A 20,910-nucleotide genomic window follows, 5' to 3' on the forward strand; every position below is an offset into this window, starting at 1 on the left:
TAAAATAGGTGTTCTGCTGCCTGCTGCTCCGGGGTCTTTGCCATTTCCTGCTACGGGGAACATCCGCTGTCCCCCGTGCATGATTTATGATGTCAGGAGCATAAAGTGCCTGATCAGGCTTTTAATGCGGCCTCGAAAGGTGTGACTTCAAAACGTTTGCCGAGGGCAATCAGTTCTTCAGTCTGGATAGTTTGTTTCATCCCCCCCATGGAAATCACTTTCACCAGGATCTCCGCTGATTTTTCGGCGGTGTCGATCAGGCCAAAAGCGTCGTCCAGCGTCGGGCCGCAACCGAAGATACCGTGGAACGCCCACAGCACCAGGCTGTGATGTTGCATCCGGTCGGAAGTCGCTGCTCCGATACCATCGGTGCCCGGCACCATCCACGGTACAATCCCCACGCCGTCGGGGAAGACCACCAGACATTCCGTGCTGCATTCCCACAATTTGCGGGTGATCTTGGCGCTGTCGAGTTCAAGCACGTACGTCAGTGCGATCAGGTTGGTCGCATGGCAGTGCATGATGACGCGATCCTGACCGTTGGTGACACGTTTACGTACGGCATGTGATTGCAGATGGGAGGCCAGCTCCGAAGTTGGCAAGCCGCCTGCGGTCAGACCCCACAGGATTTTGTAACTGGCACCTTTATCATCGAGCTGAATAACGGTCAGCGCTTCTGACGGGGCCAGTTGCACATTACGGAAAAACTTACCGGAGCCGGTCACGATGAAATATTCGTTGGCCAGATCGGGCGCGTGCTGAGTCAGCTCAACCTGACGTGGCTGCGCGTAAAAATCATTTATATAAGGTGCGACGTCTTCCGGTAACAGACGCATGCTGACGTTGCCGCCGTTACGTTCATCCCAGCCTTTCAGCCACATATCGGTGGTCGCCTTGACCATACCTTGTACAAACCACGAGCTAAATAATGTTTTCATCGGTGCTTTCCTGCGAATAAGGTGAATGCGTTTCTGGTGTGTTCAGCGGCACTTAACGTTTTGCCAGCACGCTGGTTTCGTAATGACGAATGGTATCCAGCCACTGACCGCCAACCGGTACGTCGTGACGCTGGCAATACATGTCCCATACGGCCTGCCACGGCAGGGATTTTTGTTCTTCCAGCAGGGCCAGACGCGCGGTGTAATCGCCTTCTGCTTCCAGCTGTTTCAGTAAACTGGTTGGTTCGAGCAGGGCTTTCAGCAGGGCTTTTTTCATATTGCGGGTGCCGATAACCCAGGCTGCGATGCGGTTGATCGAAGCATCGAAGAAATCCAGGCCGATATGCACGCGGTTGAACAGATTATGGCGCACGATTTCGCTGGCGATGGCTTGTGTCTCGTCGTCCAGCAGCACCACGTGATCGCTGTCCCAGCGTACCGGACGGCTGACGTGCAGCAGCAGGCGGGGCACATATAGCATCGCCGCAGAGATTTTGTCGGAAATCACTTCGGTTGGATGGAAGTGACCGGCATCGAGGCACAGCGCAGTGCCGCGACTGGCAGCGTAACCGAGATAGAATTCGTTTGAGCCGACGGTGTAGCTTTCAGAACCGATGCCAAACAGTTTGCTTTCGACGGCATCGATGTGTTCGGTGATATCAAACTTCTCAGAAATCACTTCATCAAGTGCGCTCATCAGGCGCTGGCGCGGTGCCAGACGGTCTACGGTGATGTCTTTCATGCCATCCGGCACCCAGATATTCATCACTGACGGTGTGCCCAGTGCACGGCCAAACGAGGCGGAAATGCGGCGGCTGGCCTGGCAATGTTCAATCCAGAACTGACGAATTTCCGGGTTCGCGTGTGACAACGTGAAGCCGTCTGCGCTCATCGGGTGTGAGAAACAAGACGGGTTGAAGTCCAGACCCAGTTTGTTTTTCTTCGCCCAGTCAACCCAGCCGGTGAAGTGCTTCGGCTCGATTTCATTACGGGCTACGGGTTGATCGGACTCCAGATAAATCGCATGCAGATTCAGACGGTTAGGGCCGGGTATCATGGAAACTGCCAGTTCCAGATCAGCGCGGAGTTGCTGAGCGTTACGCGCTTTGCCGGGATAATTACCGGTCGCCTGAATGCCGCCGGTCAGGCTGCCTTCAGGGTTTTCGAAGCCAGCGACATCATCCCCCTGCCAGCAATGGATAGAAACGGGCAGGGTATCAAGTTGTCTGATTGCAGCTTCGGCATCAATACCCAGCTGTGCAAAGCGTTCTTTGGCAAGTGTCCATGCTTGATCGATAGATGAAGTCATACTGCGAGTTCCTCATTGGCGTGACAGAGCGCCTGAAAGCGGCGCCAGTGAATAGCGAAATCCGCGTGAATACGGGGAAGGTAATGGTGTTGCTCAAAATTCGTGGCAACAATGCGACGAAATTCAGCGGTATCGTTGACGGCGTTCAGCGCCATCAGCTGGCAACCGATATTGCCCAGCGTTGAGGCCTCGACCGGGCCTGCGCTGACGCGTACCTGACAGACATCAGCACAAAGCTGGTTCAGGAACTGGTTCTGGCTGCCGCCGCCAACGATATGGATATCTTCCAGCGGTGCCCCTTGTAACTGAGCAAGTTGCAATGCAATTTTGCGGTACAGCATGGCAAGGCTGTCGAAAATACAGCGAGCCAGTTCAGCCGGGGACTCCGGTACCGGATCACCCGTTTGACGGCAGGCATCACGAATGGCAGCGACCATGGAGGGAGGATTGATAAAGCGATCTTCGTTCGGGTTAATCAGATAAGTGAACGGCGTGACGTTTTTAGCCAGCGTGATGAGTGACGGTAAATCCTGGATGTTCAGTTCGCGGCAAACCCGCTGAAACAACCATAACCCCATGATATTTCTTAATACACGATAGCTGCCATCAATGCCGCCTTCGTTAGTGATATTGTCGTGAAGTGCCTCAGCATGGTTAAAGGCTTGCGGGCTTTCAATGCCCATCAGCGACCAGGTGCCGGAACTGAGGTAGGCGCTGTGTGAACGGGTCAGCGGGGCGGCAACCACCGCGCTGGCAGTATCGTGCGTCGCGACGCTGAATACCGGCACGCTGCGGCCGCGGGGGCTTTTCCACACTCCCCGGGAATGACCCGGCTGGGTGGGTTTTTGTAACCAGCGGCGTGGTACACCCGCCAGTTTCAGCAAGTCTTCGTCCCAGTCACCGGTGGCGAGATTGAGCATTTGCGTGGTGCTGGCGTTGGTGTATTCCCAGTTCAGTTTGCCGGTGAGGCGGTAAAAGAAATAATCCGGGATCATCAGCATGTGAGCCGCTTTATTGATGATGTCAGGCTGCTGTTCGCTCAATGCACGCAGTTGGTAAAGTGTATTAAACGGCATGAACTGGATGCCGGTTTTCTGGTACAAATTTTCACGGCCAAACTGCTGTTCCACCCGCGCCATCACGCCTTCCGTGCGGTTGTCACGATAAGCAACCGGCAAACCGACCCGCTGCCCCTGAGCATCAAGCAGGACGTAATCCACCCCCCAGGTATCAATCCCGATACCGTCAAGCTGAACACCGGACGCATCAAGGCGATTCAGCCCTTCAAGAATGTGTTTTTCCAGCGCATCAAGGTCCCAGGTATCGTGACCATCAACGCGGATCAGGTTATTAGGAAACCGGTGGATTTCTTTCAATGTCAGCGTTGCTGCCGGATCGGGATCCTGACGGGTAAATGTCGCCAGCATCACCCGGCCGCTGGAAGCGCCGAGGTCAATAGCGGCAAGATGGTGAGTTGTCATAGCGGCCATTCCTTATCGAAGATATGGCCAGTGTAGGGGGAGCGCCTGAAAGGCACCTTCCGGTGATTGCCACCGGTTTTGGCAGGATGGCAGCATTAAAAAGGTAGATGCGAGGCAGATCACATAATGCTCCAAAGCTGGCTGAAACAGGGCTATCCGCAGCTGAGTAATGCGGCATAAGCGATTGTGATCTTTGCCGCAGATCTGCATCAGGGCAGAGGGAATCTTTGAAATATGACCGTTTATGATGCTTTTACTGCCGTGGTTTGAAGGCAGGAAAGCAGGCCGCAGGGTAGGGTTGTTCCCCGAAGCACAGTGATTTTGAACCGGAGGTGATACATGACGTTACTGAGAGGTGATGATTATTTTGCGGCGCCTGAGCTGACCGTGACGGTTGAGCGCCGGCTCCCACAAGATGTATTCCCGGAGCACTACCATGATTTCCATGAAATTATGCTGGTGGAAAGCGGATCAGGTGTGCATATCTTTAACGACAACCCTTATACACTGACGGCCGGTGCGGTCTGTTTCGTGCGAGCCAGTGATCATCATCTGTTTGAAAATGTTGATAACTTACGTCTGACAAATGTGTTGTTCCGCTCACCGAAGGCGTTCCGTTTCATTCAGGACGTCAGCCACTTCCTTCCTCAGGAACATCACTATCAGTCTCAGATCCACTGGCAGCTCAGCCCGTGTGTACTTTCACAGGTGCTGAACTGCATTACACAACTTGAAGCACTGCCGGACAGCGTTGAAATGGAACATATCGCGACCCGTGAAAGTCTGTTTTTACAATTGCTGATCCTGCTTTATCAGGATTGTTTCCAGCCACAATTGCGAGATACCTCGGAAAACAGGGTCAATCAACTTTTGCAATGGCTCCAGTCGCATTACAGTGAGGAAGTGAACTGGACTGAAGCTGCAGAACGCTTCTCACTGGCGCTGCGAACATTACATCGTCAGATGAAGCATTACACTGGCATGACGCCGCAGCGGTATCTTAACCGGCTGAGGTTGCTGGAAGCGCGCCGTCGTTTACATCATAGCGATCAAAGCATTACCGATATCGCTTATGCCTGCGGGTTCAGTGACAGTAACCACTTCTCGACACAGTTTCGTCGGGAATTTTCGGTGTCGCCAAAACTCATGCGTGATCAGTTGCGTTAAACGGCACCTCTCGCAGTTTCCGGTATGTTTACCTGAGTACTGCCTCGTTTATTTTGTCGTCAAACGGGTGAGAGATTGCAAATATGTCGTTGAAATTGAATAAAAATGATTTCTTTCTGACCGACATGAATTCGGTGGTGGTGGCTGAACGCCATCCCCAGGCCGACTTTCCGAGTCATGACCATGATTTTGATGAACTGGTTATTGTCTGGCGCGGTAATGGTCTGCATGTCTGGAACGATATCCCTTATCCCATCACCTGCGGTGACCTGTTTTATATTAATTCACGGGACCGGCATAGCTATGAGTCAGTCAACGAACTGGCACTGGATAATGTGCTGTTTTGCCGTGAGCGTTTCGGGCTGGCGGCCGACTGGTCGCAATTATTGCCGGGCGAGAATGTCAGCCAGGAACAACGTTACTGGCGGCTGAGTACGCTTGGCATGTCAGTTTTGCGTGATAAAGTGGATGAGCTTGCTAAAGAGTGTATGAAATCGGAGCCGCTTTCGGTGCAACTGAGCGAAGCCCTGCTGATGCAGCTGGCACTCTTGTTATTACGCTTTCGCCAGCGGCCGGACAGTGGCGCGTTACCGGATGCGCATCAGCTGGATTTATTGCTGATGGCCCTGCGGGCAAATATCGCCGCTCCCTTCCACCTTGAAACGTTTTGCCTGCAACATCAGCTTAATCCGCGTGCTTTACGTTCGCTGTTCAAGCAGCACACCGGCATGAGTGTGACCCATTATTTACGTCAGCTGAGGCTTTGCCGGGCGATGAGTTTGCTGCGTTATGGCAACATGACAATCAGTGATGTGGCCGCTGAATGCGGCTTTGATGACAGTAACTATTTTTCTGTGGTGTTCAGTCGGGCAAGTGGTGTTTCGCCGCGTGACTACCGGCAACGTTTTACACAGCAGGCCGGTAAAATCCTTTTATCCTCAATGACCGCAGAATAAATTCTGCGGTCATTAAGCGATGCAGCGCTTACAGTGCCATACCCAGACCGACAATATTTGCCGCCAGAATAATCACCAGCGCACCGATGCAAAGCACACGTACCGGTTTTTTGCCTACACCGAGCCATTCTTTCAGCACCAGACCGACGATGCCCCCGCACAAGACGTAGAAACTCATGTGCAGCATCCAGCTCATGTAATCATATTCTGCCGGAATGCTGGCATGACCCCAGGCGTAGAAGAAGAACTGCAGATACCACATTACGCCGCCAATAATGGAGAAGATCGCATTCGTAAGCAGCAGGGATTTCGCCACCGACATATCGGCGCGCAAAGAGAGGGTTTTACGTGTTGCCAGACGGATAAAGCAGAAGCCGAGGTTAACTACCGCACCGCCGCCCATGATCACCACATAACTCGGCAGGGCGACATACAGCGGATCAATCCCGAGCGCGCGCGCCGCTTCGTGCATGGGCACTGCAGCGCTCATGGCGAAAGACATCCCCGCAGAGAAAATTCCGCACATTACAGCCAGAATCAGCCCTTTACGCAGATTGAACTCTTCAGCTTTAATACCTAATGCTTTTTCTTTCAGGAAGCCCGCATAGCTGACAATGGCTACACCAATGACCGCAACAAATACGCCGAGCAGGGTGAGCTGGCCACCTAATGTGCCAAACAGAATGCCAATTTTGCCCTGCAAAACAGGCGTCATTAGCGTCCCGATAATCAGGGTAATGCCAATGGCGATGCCTATCCCCATCGACATGCCGAGATAGCGCATGGTCAGACCGTAATTGATGTTACCGATCCCCCACATGGCGCCAAACAGAAAAACGGGCAACAGAGTGGCAAAACTGAATGAACCGTAATAGGCCCAGAAATCAGGCAATAGCACGTAGCTGACCGCCCAGGGCAGAATGATCCAGGAAAAAAAGCCGCCAAGCGACCACATGGTTTCCCATGACCAATGTTTCACTTGTTTGAATGGCGCATAGAAGCAAGCTGCGCTGGCTGCCCCTATCAGATGCCAGATGATCCCTAACACTATCGAACTGTTCATACACCGGACCTTTTATTATGTAGAGTAATGGGTAAGCAAAAGCGCTGCTGTTAGCTGATCCTGCAGAAATCCGGGCAGCGGGTGGCGGTAGTGTAAGAAGTGTCCGGCAGGGGAGCCTTCCGGTCAGTGCCACCGGAAAATCAGCGCTGGCACTCGCCGGAAGATGCACATGAGTCAGTTCACAAATCCGGTGGTCGAATTAATAATCACATTAAATCAACAAATTAAAGAATTTTATGAGATAGAGAGAGACCGTTTACAGAACAGGCTGAGAACATGCGGGAAGGCGACATAAAGATGTGCTTTAGGATTATTTTTATCTGTCAATATTTCGGGGCAATCGGGGGGCGTGAAGGGCTTATTTAAATAGAATTAAAAAGTTATAAAGTAACAAGGAAGAGTAACATTCATTATTTAAGTCAATTTGTTTACTTTCAGCCAGAACCCTTAATCTGGCCGAAAGTTGAATGCTTATGCAGCGAAACTGAATGGCAGGTTATTTTTATGATGAACCGGCAAAACGCTGAACATCATTCGCAAAAATTATGAACGCTAAATAAGTTGTTAATCGGACATACAAACAATCGTCAGGCTATTTTTTCTTCGACGGTTTGCTGAATCTCTCCGGGTTGATCCCAGGCATAAAATATTTTATTACGACCACTGTTTTTTGCGTTATAGAGTGAGGTATCAGCTTTACCCAGAGCCTGAATAAAGTCACCTTCCTCCAGCGCAGCCAGCCCGGCACTGACCGTGACATGTGTGGAAACTTCAGCATTAAACAAATGCGGGATATTCAGCCCGAGGACTTTATTCTGGATACGCTCAGCCATGCGAACCGCATGCTCCTGCTGAACGTTGGACATCAGCACCAGAAACTCTTCTCCGCCATAACGGACAACCACATCCCGCGAGCGCACTGCATCGCGGATAGCGGCAGAAACACGCACCAGTGCCTGATCGCCCATCGTATGGCCATAGTTATCGTTATAGGCTTTGAAATGGTCGATATCGAGCAACATGACGTAGTGCCCGGAGGCCTGATTAAACAGTGTTTCCAGCTTATTCTGCAACCCCCGGCGGTTGTACAGGCCGGTCAGGGGATCAAGCATACTCAGGTCGCTGAATTTTTCCCGTTCACTGTAGAGATTGGCCACCATCCTGCGCGTGAATTCGTCACTGCGCCTCAGCATCAGATGATGCAGCCACAGGCCAATCAGTGGTAATGAAACTGAGAAAAGGATACGGCTGACATGTTGAAACTCGTCCAAAAAAATCACACAAAGAGTGGAAGGTACTGCATGCAGACAAAAAGCCAGAAAATTATCTGATAAAGCGATGGCGCTGATAAATAATATACTGAGTAAGCTGATTAAAAGATAATTTTTATCTAAATGGCTGGTTGCTTCAAAGCGGAAGGCTATTTGCCAGGCCCATAACAGGCCGACGGCAATGGAACAGATATTCAGATGGGCAGAGTAATTTTTCTTACTGAAAAAAGAAAATATCAGCCCTGAAAAACAAAGCACAAAAATCAGCACCAACGGTAATGGCGCAGGGGCTGCATTCTCTGGCGGGTAAGCCATAGAAAATAATGCTGTTGCGCTATTTAAAAAAAAGAATAGCAACATCGCCAGACGATGTTTGCTTTTAAGCAGCTCATCATAGGAATGAGATATCATCAAATTTACTCTATTTAGCTTGTGTTGTTCTGAATAGATAAAGTGCTTTAGCGCCTTGCACCGCATAATTATCCTAAACGGGCAGGCTAATAGTACTAATATGTAATTATTAGAATGCAATAAATATCGTTTTTAAGTGACTGTCTTAATGGAGACTTTACGGGTTTGGTTTAACCGCCCCAAAACTAGCACTTTTGCTGTCAGGTGTCACCCAAACGAAGAGCGTGACCGCAAATAGGTGGTAAATGAGAAAAAATCCTATATGATATTGGTTCTCATTATCATTATTTGGAGCAGGGTTATGATTCCGGCAATTGTCATAGCATGTGGGATCTGGGCGGTTGTAGGGATGTTTGGTAAACGTCTCACCAGTGGCTGGGGGATATTATTGCCTTGCGCACTGATGCCGCTGCTTGCCCTGACACATATGTCACTCGATCAGTTGCGTATGCTGATCGTGGTTGCGATGCTGGTCACACTGGGCATGCTTTTTCACCGCACATTACGCCATTATATGTTGCTGCCATCATTCATGGCGCTGGCAGGCAGTCTGGCTGCGGTAACGTTGAATTTTACTATTTTGTAATATAAGGATTTTGAGATGAAAAACAGGAGACACAGTAAAGCTGCCGGTCTTTTTTATTTTTTGAAACTGAAAGAAGTATCGCAGGAAGGAAAAGCTGAGGAGCATAATCACGTGGTGCGAAGAGAGGGACTTGAACCCTCACGTCCGTAAGGACACTAACACCTGAAGCTAGCGCGTCTACCAATTCCGCCACCTTCGCACAGATGATTTCTGCTTACTGCTGATTTATAGTTGCCGGAGTGGTGCGAAGGGAGGGACTCGAACCCTCACATCCGAAGGACACTAACACCTGAAGCTAGCGCGTCTACCAATTCCGCCACCATCGCGTACCGTGCCGGGCAATATAAATCTTGTGATTGTATTGGTGCGAAGGGAGGGACTCGAACCCTCACATCCAAAGGACACTAACACCTGAAGCTAGCGCGTCTACCAATTCCGCCACCATCGCGTTCCAATTGATTACTGTGTTGACGCATTCATCGGAATGTCATCAGCAAGTAACACAACCACGGGGGCGAATTCTAGAGATTTTCCCACAGGCGTCAATAGTTATTTCCCCCATTCCGGACGTTTGATGTAAAAAACAGCATATTCAGGATGAATGGTTCAATGCCACAGAGAGTCATCAGGTTAATCGATGGTTTAATCAACGGTTTTTCCAATAATGCGGTTCTGGCTCAGCGGATCAGCAGGGACGGAAAACAGTGCGATCAGCCAGTCCAGCAGCACGCGGATCCTCGGTGCCAGAAAACGGCCGGGCGGATACATGATGTATAACGGCATCGGTGGCGGAAGATACTGATGCAGTACTTCCACCAGTTCTCCCTGTGCCAGTTCCTGCGTCATCGCCAGTTCCGATGCCTGAATCAGCCCAAAGCCCGCTTTTGCGGCGGCGACATACGCGTCAGCGCCGCTAACGGTCAGTTTGCTGGCGAGCTGACACTTTTCAATCTTTCCGTCAGTCACAAACTCCAGATGCGACTCTGTCCGCTGGTGGGCAAAGAAATAGCCCACGGCCTGATGCCCGGTGAGATCATCCGGCGTCTGCGGCGTACCGAATTTCGCTAAATAGCCGGGAGAGGCGCAGGTAATTTGTTTCAAATCCGCCAGATGGCGTGACTGCAAATTATCATCTTCTGCAGGCCACGCGCGCACCACACAATCTACCCCCTGATCGAGCAGATTGATGGCGTTATCATTGGCACTGACGCTCAGGGTTATCTGCGGATAGCGCTGGTAAAACGCTGGCAGCGCGGGGATCACCTTCGCACGTGCCAGTGAATGGGGCATGTCGATGCGGACAATGCCTGCGGGCTGGGTTTGGTGATGCGCAAACAGAGCGTCCGATTCTTCCAGCGCCGAAATCAATTGCAGACAGCGTTGATAATAGATTTTGCCTTCGTCAGTGATTTTGACCTGGCGTGTCGTGCGCAGAAACAGGCGGACACCCAGTCGCTGTTCCAGACGTTTCAGGGTGGTACTGACCGTGGCGCGTGGCACATTAAGATCTTCTGCCGCCCGGCTGAAACTTTCCAGTTCGGCAATGCGGATGAAGGTTTTCATCGCCTGAATGTGATCCATAACGTTCTCAGTGATTGTTTGCAATTTATGAACAGTGTTGCACGTTTTTGCTGATTTATCTTTCCTGAAAGAACAACCACACTTAATCCGATTACTTCTCACTCTGTGTCATAAGGAAAATCCGATGAAACAACGTCAGTTGGGTAAAAATGGTCCGATGGTGTCAGCGCTGGGGCTGGGTTGCATGGGCATGAGCGACTTCTACACCACCGGCCTCGACGATAAAGAATCGATGGCAACGCTTTCGCGCGCGCTGGAACTGGGCGTCACAATGCTCGATACCGCCGACATGTATGGCCCGCATACCAATGAAGAACTGTTGGGACGCTTCCTGAAAGGGCGTCGAAATCAGGTTTTTTTAGCCACCAAATTCGGCATTGTGCGTGACCCGTCCAACCCGCAGGTTCGTGGGACAAACGGCCATCCGGACTATGTCCGCCAATCCGTAGAAGGCAGCCTGAAGCGTCTGGGGACGGAGGTTATCGATCTCTATTATCAGCACCGCCCTGATCCGACGGTGCCGGTTGAAGAAACGATCGGCGCGCTGTCGGATCTGGTGCATGAAGGCAAGATCCGTTATATCGGGCTGAGTGAAGTGCCGGTGAGCATTCTGGAGCGTGCACACAAAGTGCATCCGGTCACCGCGTTGCAAACCGAATATTCGCTCTGGTCGCGTGATGTGGAAGCTGACATTTTACCGGCGTGTGAGCGCCTGGGGATTGGTTTTGTGCCTTACAGTCCGCTGGGACGGGGTTTTCTGACCGGACAAATCCGTTCAGTGGACGATCTGGATTTGGATGATTACCGTCGCGAGAGTCCGCGTTTTCAGGGAGAAAACTTCGCGAAAAATCTGCAACTGGCGGAAAAAATCAGTGAACTGGCGCAGGACAAAGGAGTGAAACCCTCGCAGCTGGCGCTGGCGTGGGTATTAGCGCAGGGCGATAACATAGTGCCGATCCCTGGCACTAAACATCGTCATTATCTTGAGGAAAACATCGCCGCGCTTGATGTCTCCCTGAGTGAAGCCGAAATCGCGGCGATCGAAGCAGTATTTCCTTTCCGCGTGGCAGCGGGTGATCGCTACAACGCAGAACTGATGCGTTTCCTCAGTGCCTGACTGATTAACGTTTTTTCTTTTTCAGATCGCGCGGCGGACGTCCACGTACGGCCCGGTACACCTTGAAGCGACCGTTTTGTGCCAGTACTTCGTGGCTGCCAAAGGTGTCATCAAGCAGGGCGGCGTAAGGCAGGAAGGCGTTCGCCACAATGCGCAGTTCGCCGCCGATATTCAGATGACTTACCGCACCACGGATCAACTGCTCCGCCGCCGTCAGGCTGGTTTGCAGACCTTCGTGGAATGGCGGGTTGGAGATGATCATATCGAAACGACCGGCAATGTCGGAATAGACGTTGCTGGCGATGACTTCGCCCGGCAAATCGTTCGCCGCCAGTGTAGCGCGGCTGGCTTCAATAGCGGCCGCGCTCACATCACTGAGTGTGATTTTCATCTTCGGCGAGTACATGGCCAGCACAGAAGCCAGCACGCCAGAACCACAGGCGACATCCAGCACTTTACCTTTAACCGGTTCTTCGAAGCTGTTGATCAGCAACAGGCTTCCGCTGTCCAGACCTTCCCGGCTGAAGACGCCCGGCAGGGTTTTAATGGTCACTTCTTCGACCATGTACTGATCCCACCAGCCATCAGCATCAAACTCAGGCTGCTTTTCCAGACGGCCATGGTACAAACCGCAACGACGCGCACTGTCGATTTTGCTCAGTTCGCACAGACCTTCGAGCGTGGTTTCCGCGCTGCGCACACCACTGCGGTTTTCACCGATGACAAACACATCAATGCCAACTGGCAAGTGTGACAGTAAGTTGAACAGCTGGAATTTTGCTTCCAGTTTGCTCTTTGGCCAGTAATAGACGAGCACATCGCACGGCGCGATGAATTCAGCGTCAGCAACTAAGCCAAACTGAACGTTTTCTCCCAGCGCTTTGCTGAGCATCTGCCAGTGGTGATACATATTGGTGTGGACGCGAACTTCTTCGGCGTCAATTTCAGCAGGCAGGCTGTCTTGTAAGTCACCGGCGAACAGGACGCGGCGGCCTTCAAATTCTTCGCTGTGGCGCAGTATGACTTCACTGGCCGGAGTTAATGCAGACATCAGGGTGTGGCTCCTCAAGGATTAGCGGGCGATTATAGAGGTTTATTGGCGCATGTTCGATGTGTTTGCTAGCATAGCCGGGCTTTTCGTACTTCAACCGGCAGGGAACAGGCATGGCATCCAGACGAGATACGCTGTTACAACAACTGGGCATTACCCAGTGGACGCTGCGCCGGCCTGCTGTATTACAAGGCGAAGTGGCGGTCAGTCTGCCTGCGGAAACCCAGTTGCTGATTGTTGCCGCCGTTCCGCCAGCGGAGGATGATCCGCTGTTCAGGGATGTTTTGCGCAGCCTGGCGCTGACAGAATCACAAGTTTACCGCCTGACACCTGAACAGGTCACCATGTTACCTGAAGATACCCGCTGCAATATCTGGCGACTGGGGTTAAGCGAACCGCTGACTCTTGCTGGCCCGCAGCTCTCCAGTCCGGCCCTGGCCGAACTCTATCAAGACGCCGGCGCCAAACGTGCGCTCTGGCAGCAGATCTGTGAAAATGAACAACATTTCTATCCTGACGCCCGCTGATCTTCCCCGTGCATTTGCCATCGAACAAGCCAGTCATGCCTTTCCGTGGACTGAAAATACGCTTGCCAGCAATCAGGGCGAACGCTACCTGAGCCTTAAAATCATGCAGGGCGAGGTGATGGCGGGATTTGCGATTACCCAAATTGTTCTCGACGAAGCCACCCTGTTTAATATCGCTATCGATCCGGCTTTCCAGCGACAGGGCTTAGGTCGCAGGTTGCTGGAAGAAGTGATACAACTGCTTGAGCAGAAAGATGTTTTTACGTTATGGCTTGAAGTCCGTGCTTCCAACGCCAAAGCTATCGCGCTGTATGAAAGCCTCGGTTTTAATGAACTCTCCGTTCGCCGTAATTACTATCCCGCCGCACAAGGCCGCGAAGATGCCATCATGATGGCGTTGCCGCTGGGCTGAAAGAATGGGGGTACCCTGGTCTGCCGTTAAAGTGCATCCTGATGAAGCCATTGAAATTGCGCGTGAACGCTGGCCAGATTTGCTTACGGAGTTACCGATGCTTGAAGAACATAAAATAGTTCTGCGAGAACACTGGGCCGCACTTTTAACCGACTTCCGTTTCTAACGCGCTCTCTTAGTCACACCATACAAAAAAACCATTGATTGCCCATACCGTCTAAATCAGTGAAAATAGCCGGCTATAACTTTTATTACCGCTTTGCCTGACGTCACCTTCTGACGTGATGTGAAATCCTATGCAGGGCGGACCAACAGCAGAAACGTGAAAAACATGTCTCCAAGTGAATACGCCCTTGAAGTGGCTAAGCGCCGCACATTTGCCATCATCTCTCACCCCGATGCCGGTAAAACCACCATTACTGAAAAAGTTCTGTTATTCGGACAGGCCATTCAAACCGCCGGTACAGTAAAAGGCCGTGGCTCCAGCCATCACGCCAAATCCGACTGGATGGAAATGGAAAAACAACGTGGTATTTCCATCACCACGTCCGTGATGCAGTTCCCGTACAAGCAGTGTCTGGTTAACTTGCTCGACACCCCAGGGCACGAAGACTTCTCCGAAGATACCTACCGTACGCTGACCGCCGTTGACTGCTGTCTGATGGTGATCGATGCCGCAAAAGGTGTCGAAGATCGTACCCGTAAACTGATGGAAGTCACCCGTCTGCGCGATACGCCGATCCTGACTTTTATGAACAAACTCGACCGTGACATCCGTGACCCGATGGAAGTGATGGACGAAGTGGAGCGTGAGCTGAAAATCGCCTGCTCTCCGATTACCTGGCCAATCGGCTGCGGTAAATTGTTCAAAGGGGTTTATCACCTTTATAAAGACGAAGTGTATCTGTACCAGACCGGTAAAGGTCACACCATTCAGGAAGTTCGCGTGGTCAAAGGCCTGAACAATCCTGAGCTGGATGCTGCCGTTGGCGAAGATCTGGCCGCACAATTGCGTGATGAGCTGGAACTGGTGCAGGGCGCGTCGCATGAATTCGACCATGAGGCTTTCCTGCAGGGCGAACTGACACCGGTCTTCTTCGGTACGGCACTCGGTAACTTTGGTGTTGACCATATGCTCGACGGTCTGGTGGACTGGGCGCCTGCGCCGATGCCACGTAAAACTGACCTGCGCGAAGTGAAAGCCGATGATGAGAAATTCACCGGTTTTGTTTTCAAAATTCAGGCCAACATGGACCCGAAACACCGTGACCGCGTGGCGTTCATGCGAGTGGTGTCCGGTAAATATGAAAAAGGCATGAAACTGCGTCAGGTGCGTACCGGCAAAGATGTAGTGATTTCCGATGCGCTGACCTTTATGGCCGGAGACCGTTCGCACGTTGAAGAAGCCTATCCTGGCGACATCATTGGTCTGCATAACCACGGCACAATTCAGATTGGCGACACCTTTACTCAGGGTGAGAACATGAAATTCACCGGCATTCCTAACTTTGCCCCTGAACTGTTCCGTCGTATTCGTCTGCGTGACCCGCTGAAACAGAAACAGTTGCTGAAAGGGCTGGTACAGCTTTCAGAGGAAGGCGCGGTACAGGTCTTCCGTCCGATTGCCAACAACGATTTAATCGTCGGTGCGGTCGGGGTGTTGCAGTTTGAAGTGGTGGTGGCGCGTCTGAAAAGCGAATACAACGTGGAAGCGATTTATGAATCTGTGAACGTCTCGACTGCCCGTTGGGTTGAATGCAGTGACGTGAAGAAATTCGAAGAATTTAAACGCAAAAATGAAACCAATCTGGCGCTTGATGGTGGTGATAATTTAGCGTACATCGCACCAACAATGGTGAACCTGAATCTGGCGTCTGAGCGTTATCCGGAAGTTAAATTCCGCAAAACCCGCGAACATTAATTCTTCTCTTATCAGGTTCTGAAACAGAAAGACGGCAAATTGGCCGTCTTTTTTTTCGCCTTTCGCCTGCCCGGAACAGTTTATCCTCTTACCCTCCCTGATTATTTAATCACCGCCCTGGCTGAAAAATGGGCGCAAACCGCCCCCGGCACTAAGACTTGTCTGCATTAGAGGCCATATTCGACGATCTCCCTACTAATCTGATCATTCTTGACTATATTAAATGTGTGTTCAGGACGGGTGGCTTAAAGCACTACTTTGAAGTCACGTTGCAGAGTGTTATGTCGTATGGCGATCATAAGCCAGAATAAAACGATGTACTCTGCTACAAGGAAAGTAAAAACAGCAGCAATACAATTTGTTAGAAGGCGTCACCAAGAATGTGACGTGTAGAGCCGCAATCAAGGCTCATAAACCGAAAGGAAGAAATCGATGAAAAATTCTAAATTTGCCTATTCCATGATGGCTGTAGTTCTGGGTACCGCACTGATGAGCGGTAGCGCTTTGGCTGCAACGACGACTACAGATAGCGCAGGTGCAAAAATCGATAGTTCCATGAAGAAAGTTGATAACTACATGGGCGACAGTGCCATCACAGCAAAAGTGAAAAGTGCTCTGGTAGATGACAAAGCGATTAAAAGCAACGATATCTCCGTCACGACCAATTCCGGTGTTGTCACGCTGAGCGGTTTTGTGGGTTCACAGGCTGAAGCTGAGCAGGCTGTTGCAGTAGCCACTAAAGTTGAAGGTGTTAAATCCGTCAGCGACAAACTGCATACCAAAGACAGCAAAGATCAAAGCGTTAAAGGCTATGCCGGTGACAGCGCGACCACGGCCTCTGTAAAAGCTAAATTGCTGGCTGATGACATCGTCCCATCACGTAACGTGAAAGTCGAAACCACCGACGGCGTGGTACAGCTTTCCGGTAACGTGAAAGATCAGGCACAGTCTGACCGTGCTGAAAGCGTCGCCAAAACCGTTGATGGCGTGAAAAGCGTCAAAAATGATCTGAAAGTCGCACCGTAACGATCATCTGCTGTAGCTGTTGTCTATAGCGCCCTCCTCAGGGCAGGGCGCTTTATTTTCGGAATAACGCATAACTATATTTATTTATGTGCCTGCTGAATATTCGGGATGAACGGAATTGCCTGCAGTTGGGAAAAATATCGTGTCGGAAACGCTAACACTTTCATTTTTCGACTACCTTTATTAAGTAATTCGTTTTTTTGTTACTGGCTGTAGCCGGTTGATAAAGCGTCAGAAGGCAATATTTCACAGTGAGTCCGGCCCGAGGCGGGGCACAACCTTTTAAAATGGCAAAGTGAAAATAGGGTAAAGGAGAAGCTTATGTTTCGTTGGGGCATTATTTTTCTAATCATCGCGTTGATCGCGGCGGCTCTTGGTTTCGGTGGTTTGGCGGGTACAGCTGCCTGGGCTGCAAAAATCGTCTTCGTAGTCGGTATCATTCTGTTCCTGGTCAGCCTGTTTACGGGTCGTAAGCGACTCTGACCACATCACTTCAGTGATGCCAAAAAGCGTTAGTTAATCACATCGCCCCCTTCAGTGAAGGGGGCGATTTTTTTATGCAGGTATCCTGGCCGTTAACAGGACGTAACGATTTTGTCGTCCGATTTTGGCAAGAAATTCACCCAAAGCAGGAAGACGAGGTATGCTCAGAAATGAAGGCTAACCGGGTGGAGCCATTTGCGTGAGGACGATGCGTTGGGATACAGAATACCTGTCACGCTGGGGAATATAGAAGCGCTGGCGTACAAACCCTATACGCCGGGGAAGATTGCCCTGGTGTGCGAAGGCGGCGGACAGAGAGGCATTTTTACGGCAGGTGTGCTGGATGAGTTTCAGCGCGCGCGTTTCAACCCCTTTGATTTATATCTGGGTACCTCTGCGGGTGCGCAAAATCTCTCTGCCTTTGTCTGCGGGCAGCCCGGCTATGCCAGAAGGGTGATTACCCGTTATACCACCAGTCCTGAGTTTTTTAACCCGCTGCGATTTGTGCGGGGCGGACATCTTATCGATCTCGACTGGCTGGTTGAAGAAACGGCTAAAAACATGCCACTGGCGATGGAAAGCGCAGAAAAGTTGCTCATTGATGGCCGTGAGTTCCTGATGTGTGCCTGTCGCAGTGATGACTACACGGCTAATTATTTTTCACCGACGCGGGAAAACTGGCTGCCGGTGATCAAAGCCTCCAGCGCTATTCCGGGTTTTTACCGCCTGGGGGTGGATCTGGAAGGTATCAGCTATCAGGACGGCGGCATCAGCGATGCGATCCCTGTTGAGGAAGCTTATCGCCGTGGCGCGGATACCATTGTAGTGATCCGTACCGTTCCCTCTGCGATGTTCTATACGCCGCAGTGGATGAAACGTATGGAACAATGGCTGAGCGAAAGCAGTCTGCAACAGCTGGTGCGCATGATGCAGCATCATGAAGAGAGCTATCACCGTATCCAGCAGTTCATTGAGAATCCGCCGGATGATGTGCGTATTTTTGAAATCTTCCCACCCAAACCGCTGGCCAGCCATGCGCTCGGTAGCCGTCTGCCTGCGCTAAATCAGGATTACCATCTCGGCCGCCGTTGCGGACGGTATTTTTTGTCTGCCGCAGCACACTGGCTGTTACCGCGTGAAAACGAGCGTCCTTATACGCTGATCGAACCGCGCGTGACACGCCGTCCGCAACGGATCGTGGTGCCGCAGGACGAGCCAGAAAATGTGATCCCGTTGGCGGCATCTGCCAGCACGGCGGAGCAAATCATTCTCGATCCCGCCGTGCTGACGGACATGGTCGCCGACGGAGGGATAGTGCGTCCGGCTGCGTTTAAAGACAGCGTAGTCAGTGTGTCTTCACCGCAACGCGCCGCATCAGACAGGCTACAACCGGAAAGCTCCGCGCCATCAGAAAATTATCCATCCAGTGAGGGCGAAAAGTTGTGAGTTACACCTTCATCGATACGCACTGCCATTTCGATTTTCCACCGTTTACAGGGGCGGAAACCGAAAGTTTGCGCCTCGCCGGACAGGCTGGTGTGCGGCAGATTATTGTTCCCGCTGTCACGTCTGATCGTTTTAACGGCATTCTCTCGCTGGCAAAAAAATTTCCGCCGTTGCATGCCGCGCTGGGGTTACATCCCCTTTATGTTGCACAACACCAGGACAGTTGCGTGGAATTACTGGATTCGCTGCTCAGTCGCCGGGATCCTCATCTGGTGGCCGTCGGGGAAGTTGGCCTGGATTTATACATGGAAGAGCCGAGATTTGAGCAGCAACAACGGTTGCTGAAAGCGCAGTTTGCTCTGGCAAAACGTGAGACGCTGCCGGTAATCCTGCATTCCCGGCGCAGCCACGATCAGCTGGCAGCGATGCTGCGTCAGGCAAAACTGCCGGCGACCGGGGTGGTACACGGATTTGCAGGCAGTCTTTCTCAGGCACAGGCGTTTATTAAACTGGGTTTTGCGATAGGCGTCGGCGGCACCATCAGCTATGAGCGTGCGCAGAAAACCCGGCATGTGATGGCCGGATTACCCCTTTCCTCTTTGCTGCTCGAAACCGATGCGCCCGATATGCCGTTGCAGGGTTTTCAGGGGCAACCTAACCGCCCTGAGCGTGCGGCTAATGTATTCGACATTTTGTGCAGCCTGCGCAGTGAAACGCCCGAACAGATTGCCGGCGCATTGCTCGATAATACCCGACGCATCTTTAATCTCCCTTCGCTGTGAACCCTGAGAAAGACTGGATTGTGATTTAAATAACATTCACATTGACGCGGCTGAGCCTGCATAAAAAGGTTTTCTGGCGAGTTACGATTTAATTTCTCTTTAAAATGTTATTATTATAACATTGCCTGCGCGATTGCCGCCGGGTGATTGCGGTGTAATCCCCCGAACTCCGTTTGTCATGATTCGGGTATACACTCTTATAAGGGTCGAATACTGAGCATAAAGGCTATGAAATGTGATTTATATCTCATTTCATCAAGCAACGTTGCAAACGGTTTTCATTTTGTGTGAAATACTGCACACAGGAACCTGATGTGACGTGTTCAAATAGTCACAACGTATTGGCGTCAGCCAATCCAAAGCGCGGTGAGAAGGATCTCAGTTGCCACGTAAGCCACTACACGCCGCTTACGCACGCTATCTTCAAGGAACCAAGTCCGCTCGCCAACCGTGCAGAATTTTTTTCCCGAGGGTAAACGCGGGAAATAATTCATGACTGTATGCTCAGTTCTGGCCGGTCGCTGGAATTGAAAATTGTTGGAGAGTTATATGACCGATTTAACCGCCGCAGCGCAACGTGCGCTGAACCTGATGGATTTAACCACCCTGAACGAAGACGACACGGATGCGAAAGTGATCGCACTTTGTCATCAGGCGAAGAGCCCGGCAGGAAATACTGCTGCCGTCTGCATTTATCCTCGTTTTATTCCTGTTGCTCGTAAAACTCTGCGTGAGCAAGGTACGCCGGACATCCGCATTGCAACCGTGACCAACTTCCCGCACGGTAATGATGATCTTGAGATCGCGCTGGCAGAAACCCGTGCGGCAATTGCTTACGGTGCCGATGAAGTTGACGTGGTATTCCCGTACCGTGCGTTGATTGCCGGTAACGAGCAGATTGGTTTTGAGATGGTCAGACAATGCAAAGAAGCCTGTGCTGCCGCCAACGTCCTGCTGAAAGTGATCATCGAAACCGGTGAACTCAGGCAAGATGCCCTGATCCGCAAAGCGTCTGAAATTGCGATCAAAGCCGGGGCTGATTTCATCAAAACCTCCACAGGGAAAGTGCCTGAAAATGCCACGCTGCACAGCGCTGAGCTGATGATGAGCGTCATTGCAGAGATGGGCGTGGGCGAAACTGTCGGTTTCAAACCGGCTGGTGGCGTGAAAACCGCTGAAGACGCTGCGCAATATCTGGCGCTGGCTGACCGCCTGCTGGGCCGCGAATGGGCTGACGCACGTCACTTCCGTTTCGGCGCATCCAGTCTGCTGGCCAGTCTGCTCACCACGCTGGGTCACGCGGGTCAGAAAGCCACCAGCAGCTACTAATCATTGTTGTTATGCCGATGCCGTGGCGCTGTTTTACAGCGTCCGGTATTCGC

General features: G+C 51.5%; 20 protein-coding genes and 3 tRNA genes. 13 read left to right on the top strand and 10 right to left on the bottom strand.

Features of this window, described 5'->3' with window-relative positions; translation table 11 throughout:
• Nucleotides 1-113: 113 nt before the first annotated feature.
• From rhaD to rhaB, 3 genes are read right to left on the bottom strand one after another with little or no spacing between them, the layout of a single operon-like run.
• On the bottom strand, nucleotides 114-938 hold the full coding sequence (rhaD, locus tag EVX52_RS11045; protein WP_129953292.1) for a rhamnulose-1-phosphate aldolase: 825 nt from the start codon (nucleotides 936-938) through the stop codon (nucleotides 114-116).
• A gap of 52 nt (nucleotides 939-990) precedes the next feature.
• The gene (locus tag EVX52_RS11050; protein ID WP_129953291.1) at nucleotides 991-2,247 is read right to left on the bottom strand and encodes an L-rhamnose isomerase; all 1,257 of its coding nucleotides are present in this window, start codon (nucleotides 2,245-2,247) and stop codon (nucleotides 991-993) included.
• Nucleotides 2,244-3,728, bottom strand: coding sequence for a rhamnulokinase (gene rhaB, locus EVX52_RS11055; protein WP_129991285.1), 1,485 nt, complete (start codon nucleotides 3,726-3,728; stop codon nucleotides 2,244-2,246). Before rhaB ends, EVX52_RS11050 begins: the two co-directional genes overlap by 4 nt.
• Nucleotides 3,729-4,067: 339 nt before the next feature.
• Here rhaB and rhaS point away from each other — a divergent pair, with 339 nt between their 5' ends.
• Both rhaS and rhaR read left to right on the top strand, forming a co-directional pair.
• Nucleotides 4,068-4,895: an HTH-type transcriptional activator RhaS gene (gene rhaS / locus EVX52_RS11060; RefSeq protein ID WP_129953289.1), complete on the top strand. Its 828-nt coding sequence runs from the start codon at nucleotides 4,068-4,070 to the stop codon at nucleotides 4,893-4,895.
• An 83-nt stretch (nucleotides 4,896-4,978) separates the two neighbouring features.
• The gene (rhaR, locus tag EVX52_RS11065; RefSeq protein ID WP_129953288.1) at nucleotides 4,979-5,851 is read left to right on the top strand and encodes an HTH-type transcriptional activator RhaR; all 873 of its coding nucleotides are present in this window, start codon (nucleotides 4,979-4,981) and stop codon (nucleotides 5,849-5,851) included.
• A 28-nt stretch (nucleotides 5,852-5,879) separates the two neighbouring features.
• Here rhaR and rhaT read toward each other — a convergent pair whose 3' ends face one another.
• Complete coding sequence (rhaT, locus tag EVX52_RS11070; RefSeq protein ID WP_129991286.1) at nucleotides 5,880-6,914, bottom strand: L-rhamnose/proton symporter RhaT; 1,035 nt, start codon at nucleotides 6,912-6,914, stop codon at nucleotides 5,880-5,882.
• Nucleotides 6,915-7,501: 587 nt separating this feature from the next.
• Nucleotides 7,502-8,596 carry a GGDEF domain-containing protein gene (locus EVX52_RS11075; RefSeq protein WP_129953286.1) on the bottom strand — a complete coding sequence of 365 codons (1,095 nt, stop codon included), beginning with the start codon at nucleotides 8,594-8,596 and terminating at the stop codon, nucleotides 7,502-7,504.
• 301 nt (nucleotides 8,597-8,897) lie between these two features.
• Between EVX52_RS11075 and EVX52_RS11080 the strand changes: the two genes are divergently transcribed.
• Nucleotides 8,898-9,182, top strand: coding sequence for a DUF1435 domain-containing protein (locus EVX52_RS11080; RefSeq protein WP_129953285.1), 285 nt, complete (start codon nucleotides 8,898-8,900; stop codon nucleotides 9,180-9,182).
• Nucleotides 9,183-9,294: 112 nt separating this feature from the next.
• Here the strand turns inward: EVX52_RS11080 and EVX52_RS11085 are convergent.
• From EVX52_RS11085 to EVX52_RS11100, 4 genes are all read right to left on the bottom strand, one after another.
• A tRNA-Leu gene (locus EVX52_RS11085) sits at nucleotides 9,295-9,381 on the bottom strand.
• Nucleotides 9,382-9,422: 41 nt separating this feature from the next.
• A tRNA-Leu gene (locus EVX52_RS11090) sits at nucleotides 9,423-9,508 on the bottom strand.
• Between the two features lie 36 nt (nucleotides 9,509-9,544).
• Nucleotides 9,545-9,630 (bottom strand) — tRNA-Leu (locus tag EVX52_RS11095).
• Nucleotides 9,631-9,824: 194 nt separating this feature from the next.
• Nucleotides 9,825-10,763 (bottom strand): LysR family transcriptional regulator, encoded by a 939-nt coding sequence (locus tag EVX52_RS11100; protein ID WP_129991287.1) that lies wholly within the window; start codon nucleotides 10,761-10,763, stop codon nucleotides 9,825-9,827.
• 124 nt (nucleotides 10,764-10,887) lie between these two features.
• On the opposite strand from EVX52_RS11100, the gene EVX52_RS11105 reads away from it, so the two are divergent.
• Nucleotides 10,888-11,880 (top strand): aldo/keto reductase, encoded by a 993-nt coding sequence (locus tag EVX52_RS11105; RefSeq protein WP_129991288.1) that lies wholly within the window; start codon nucleotides 10,888-10,890, stop codon nucleotides 11,878-11,880.
• A 4-nt stretch (nucleotides 11,881-11,884) separates the two neighbouring features.
• Here the strand turns inward: EVX52_RS11105 and rsmC are convergent, their stop codons facing one another.
• On the bottom strand, nucleotides 11,885-12,931 hold the full coding sequence (gene rsmC, locus EVX52_RS11110) for a 16S rRNA (guanine(1207)-N(2))-methyltransferase RsmC (RefSeq protein ID WP_015698767.1): 1,047 nt from the start codon (nucleotides 12,929-12,931) through the stop codon (nucleotides 11,885-11,887).
• Between the two features lie 113 nt (nucleotides 12,932-13,044).
• On the opposite strand from rsmC, the gene EVX52_RS11115 reads away from it, so the two are divergent.
• The 9 genes from EVX52_RS11115 to deoC all read left to right on the top strand — a co-directional run bounded on the left by EVX52_RS11115 (nucleotide 13,045) and on the right by deoC (nucleotide 20,857).
• Nucleotides 13,045-13,458 (top strand): DNA polymerase III subunit psi, encoded by a 414-nt coding sequence (locus EVX52_RS11115; RefSeq protein WP_129991289.1) that lies wholly within the window; start codon nucleotides 13,045-13,047, stop codon nucleotides 13,456-13,458.
• Nucleotides 13,427-13,870: a ribosomal protein S18-alanine N-acetyltransferase gene (rimI, locus tag EVX52_RS11120; RefSeq protein ID WP_129991290.1), complete on the top strand. Its 444-nt coding sequence runs from the start codon at nucleotides 13,427-13,429 to the stop codon at nucleotides 13,868-13,870. Before EVX52_RS11115 ends, rimI begins: the two co-directional genes overlap by 32 nt.
• 4 nt (nucleotides 13,871-13,874) lie before the next feature.
• Nucleotides 13,875-14,036 (top strand): hypothetical protein, encoded by a 162-nt coding sequence (locus tag EVX52_RS11125; RefSeq protein WP_240783463.1) that lies wholly within the window; start codon nucleotides 13,875-13,877, stop codon nucleotides 14,034-14,036.
• Between the two features lie 165 nt (nucleotides 14,037-14,201).
• Entirely contained in the window at nucleotides 14,202-15,791 is a 1,590-nt protein-coding gene (gene prfC, locus EVX52_RS11130; RefSeq protein ID WP_129953280.1) for a peptide chain release factor 3, read from the top strand.
• Nucleotides 15,792-16,223: 432 nt separating this feature from the next.
• Nucleotides 16,224-16,817, top strand: coding sequence for a molecular chaperone OsmY (gene osmY, locus EVX52_RS11135; protein WP_129953279.1), 594 nt, complete (start codon nucleotides 16,224-16,226; stop codon nucleotides 16,815-16,817).
• Between the two features lie 321 nt (nucleotides 16,818-17,138).
• Nucleotides 17,139-17,300 (top strand): DUF1328 domain-containing protein, encoded by a 162-nt coding sequence (locus tag EVX52_RS11140; protein WP_013577105.1) that lies wholly within the window; start codon nucleotides 17,139-17,141, stop codon nucleotides 17,298-17,300.
• A 213-nt stretch (nucleotides 17,301-17,513) separates the two neighbouring features.
• Nucleotides 17,514-18,746 carry a patatin family protein gene (locus EVX52_RS11145; protein ID WP_238483547.1) on the top strand — a complete coding sequence of 411 codons (1,233 nt, stop codon included), beginning with the start codon at nucleotides 17,514-17,516 and terminating at the stop codon, nucleotides 18,744-18,746.
• The gene (locus EVX52_RS11150) at nucleotides 18,743-19,528 is read left to right on the top strand and encodes a TatD family hydrolase (RefSeq protein ID WP_129953277.1); all 786 of its coding nucleotides are present in this window, start codon (nucleotides 18,743-18,745) and stop codon (nucleotides 19,526-19,528) included. The genes EVX52_RS11145 and EVX52_RS11150 overlap by 4 nt, the downstream gene beginning before the upstream one ends.
• A gap of 549 nt (nucleotides 19,529-20,077) precedes the next feature.
• A complete protein-coding gene (gene deoC / locus EVX52_RS11155) occupies nucleotides 20,078-20,857 on the top strand; it encodes a deoxyribose-phosphate aldolase (protein ID WP_129953276.1) in 780 nt (259 codons plus the stop codon).
• Nucleotides 20,858-20,910 lie beyond the last annotated feature (53 nt).

This window comes from Rahnella sp. CFA14(1/10) (genome assembly GCF_004195095.1).
Classification (GTDB): Bacteria; Pseudomonadota; Gammaproteobacteria; order Enterobacterales; family Enterobacteriaceae; genus Rahnella; species Rahnella perminowiae.

Excerpts from the sequence above, each read along its gene's own strand:
- rhaD (WP_129953292.1), bottom strand. The coding sequence starts at position 938 with ATGAAAACATTATTTAGCTCGTGGTTTGTACAAGGTATGGTCAAGGCG.
- EVX52_RS11050 (WP_129953291.1), bottom strand. The coding sequence starts at position 2,247 with ATGACTTCATCTATCGATCAAGCATGGACACTTGCCAAAGAACGCTTT.
- rhaB (WP_129991285.1), bottom strand. The coding sequence starts at position 3,728 with ATGACAACTCACCATCTTGCCGCTATTGACCTCGGCGCTTCCAGCGGC.
- rhaS (WP_129953289.1), top strand. The coding sequence starts at position 4,068 with ATGACGTTACTGAGAGGTGATGATTATTTTGCGGCGCCTGAGCTGACC.
- rhaR (WP_129953288.1), top strand. The coding sequence starts at position 4,979 with ATGTCGTTGAAATTGAATAAAAATGATTTCTTTCTGACCGACATGAAT.
- rhaT (WP_129991286.1), bottom strand. The coding sequence starts at position 6,914 with ATGAACAGTTCGATAGTGTTAGGGATCATCTGGCATCTGATAGGGGCA.
- EVX52_RS11075 (WP_129953286.1), bottom strand. The coding sequence starts at position 8,596 with ATGATATCTCATTCCTATGATGAGCTGCTTAAAAGCAAACATCGTCTG.
- EVX52_RS11080 (WP_129953285.1), top strand. The coding sequence starts at position 8,898 with ATGATTCCGGCAATTGTCATAGCATGTGGGATCTGGGCGGTTGTAGGG.
- EVX52_RS11100 (WP_129991287.1), bottom strand. The coding sequence starts at position 10,763 with ATGGATCACATTCAGGCGATGAAAACCTTCATCCGCATTGCCGAACTG.
- EVX52_RS11105 (WP_129991288.1), top strand. The coding sequence starts at position 10,888 with ATGAAACAACGTCAGTTGGGTAAAAATGGTCCGATGGTGTCAGCGCTG.
- rsmC (WP_015698767.1), bottom strand. The coding sequence starts at position 12,931 with ATGTCTGCATTAACTCCGGCCAGTGAAGTCATACTGCGCCACAGCGAA.
- EVX52_RS11115 (WP_129991289.1), top strand. The coding sequence starts at position 13,045 with ATGGCATCCAGACGAGATACGCTGTTACAACAACTGGGCATTACCCAG.
- rimI (WP_129991290.1), top strand. The coding sequence starts at position 13,427 with ATGAACAACATTTCTATCCTGACGCCCGCTGATCTTCCCCGTGCATTT.
- EVX52_RS11125 (WP_240783463.1), top strand. The coding sequence starts at position 13,875 with ATGGGGGTACCCTGGTCTGCCGTTAAAGTGCATCCTGATGAAGCCATT.
- prfC (WP_129953280.1), top strand. The coding sequence starts at position 14,202 with ATGTCTCCAAGTGAATACGCCCTTGAAGTGGCTAAGCGCCGCACATTT.
- osmY (WP_129953279.1), top strand. The coding sequence starts at position 16,224 with ATGAAAAATTCTAAATTTGCCTATTCCATGATGGCTGTAGTTCTGGGT.
- EVX52_RS11140 (WP_013577105.1), top strand. The coding sequence starts at position 17,139 with ATGTTTCGTTGGGGCATTATTTTTCTAATCATCGCGTTGATCGCGGCG.
- deoC (WP_129953276.1), top strand. The coding sequence starts at position 20,078 with ATGACCGATTTAACCGCCGCAGCGCAACGTGCGCTGAACCTGATGGAT.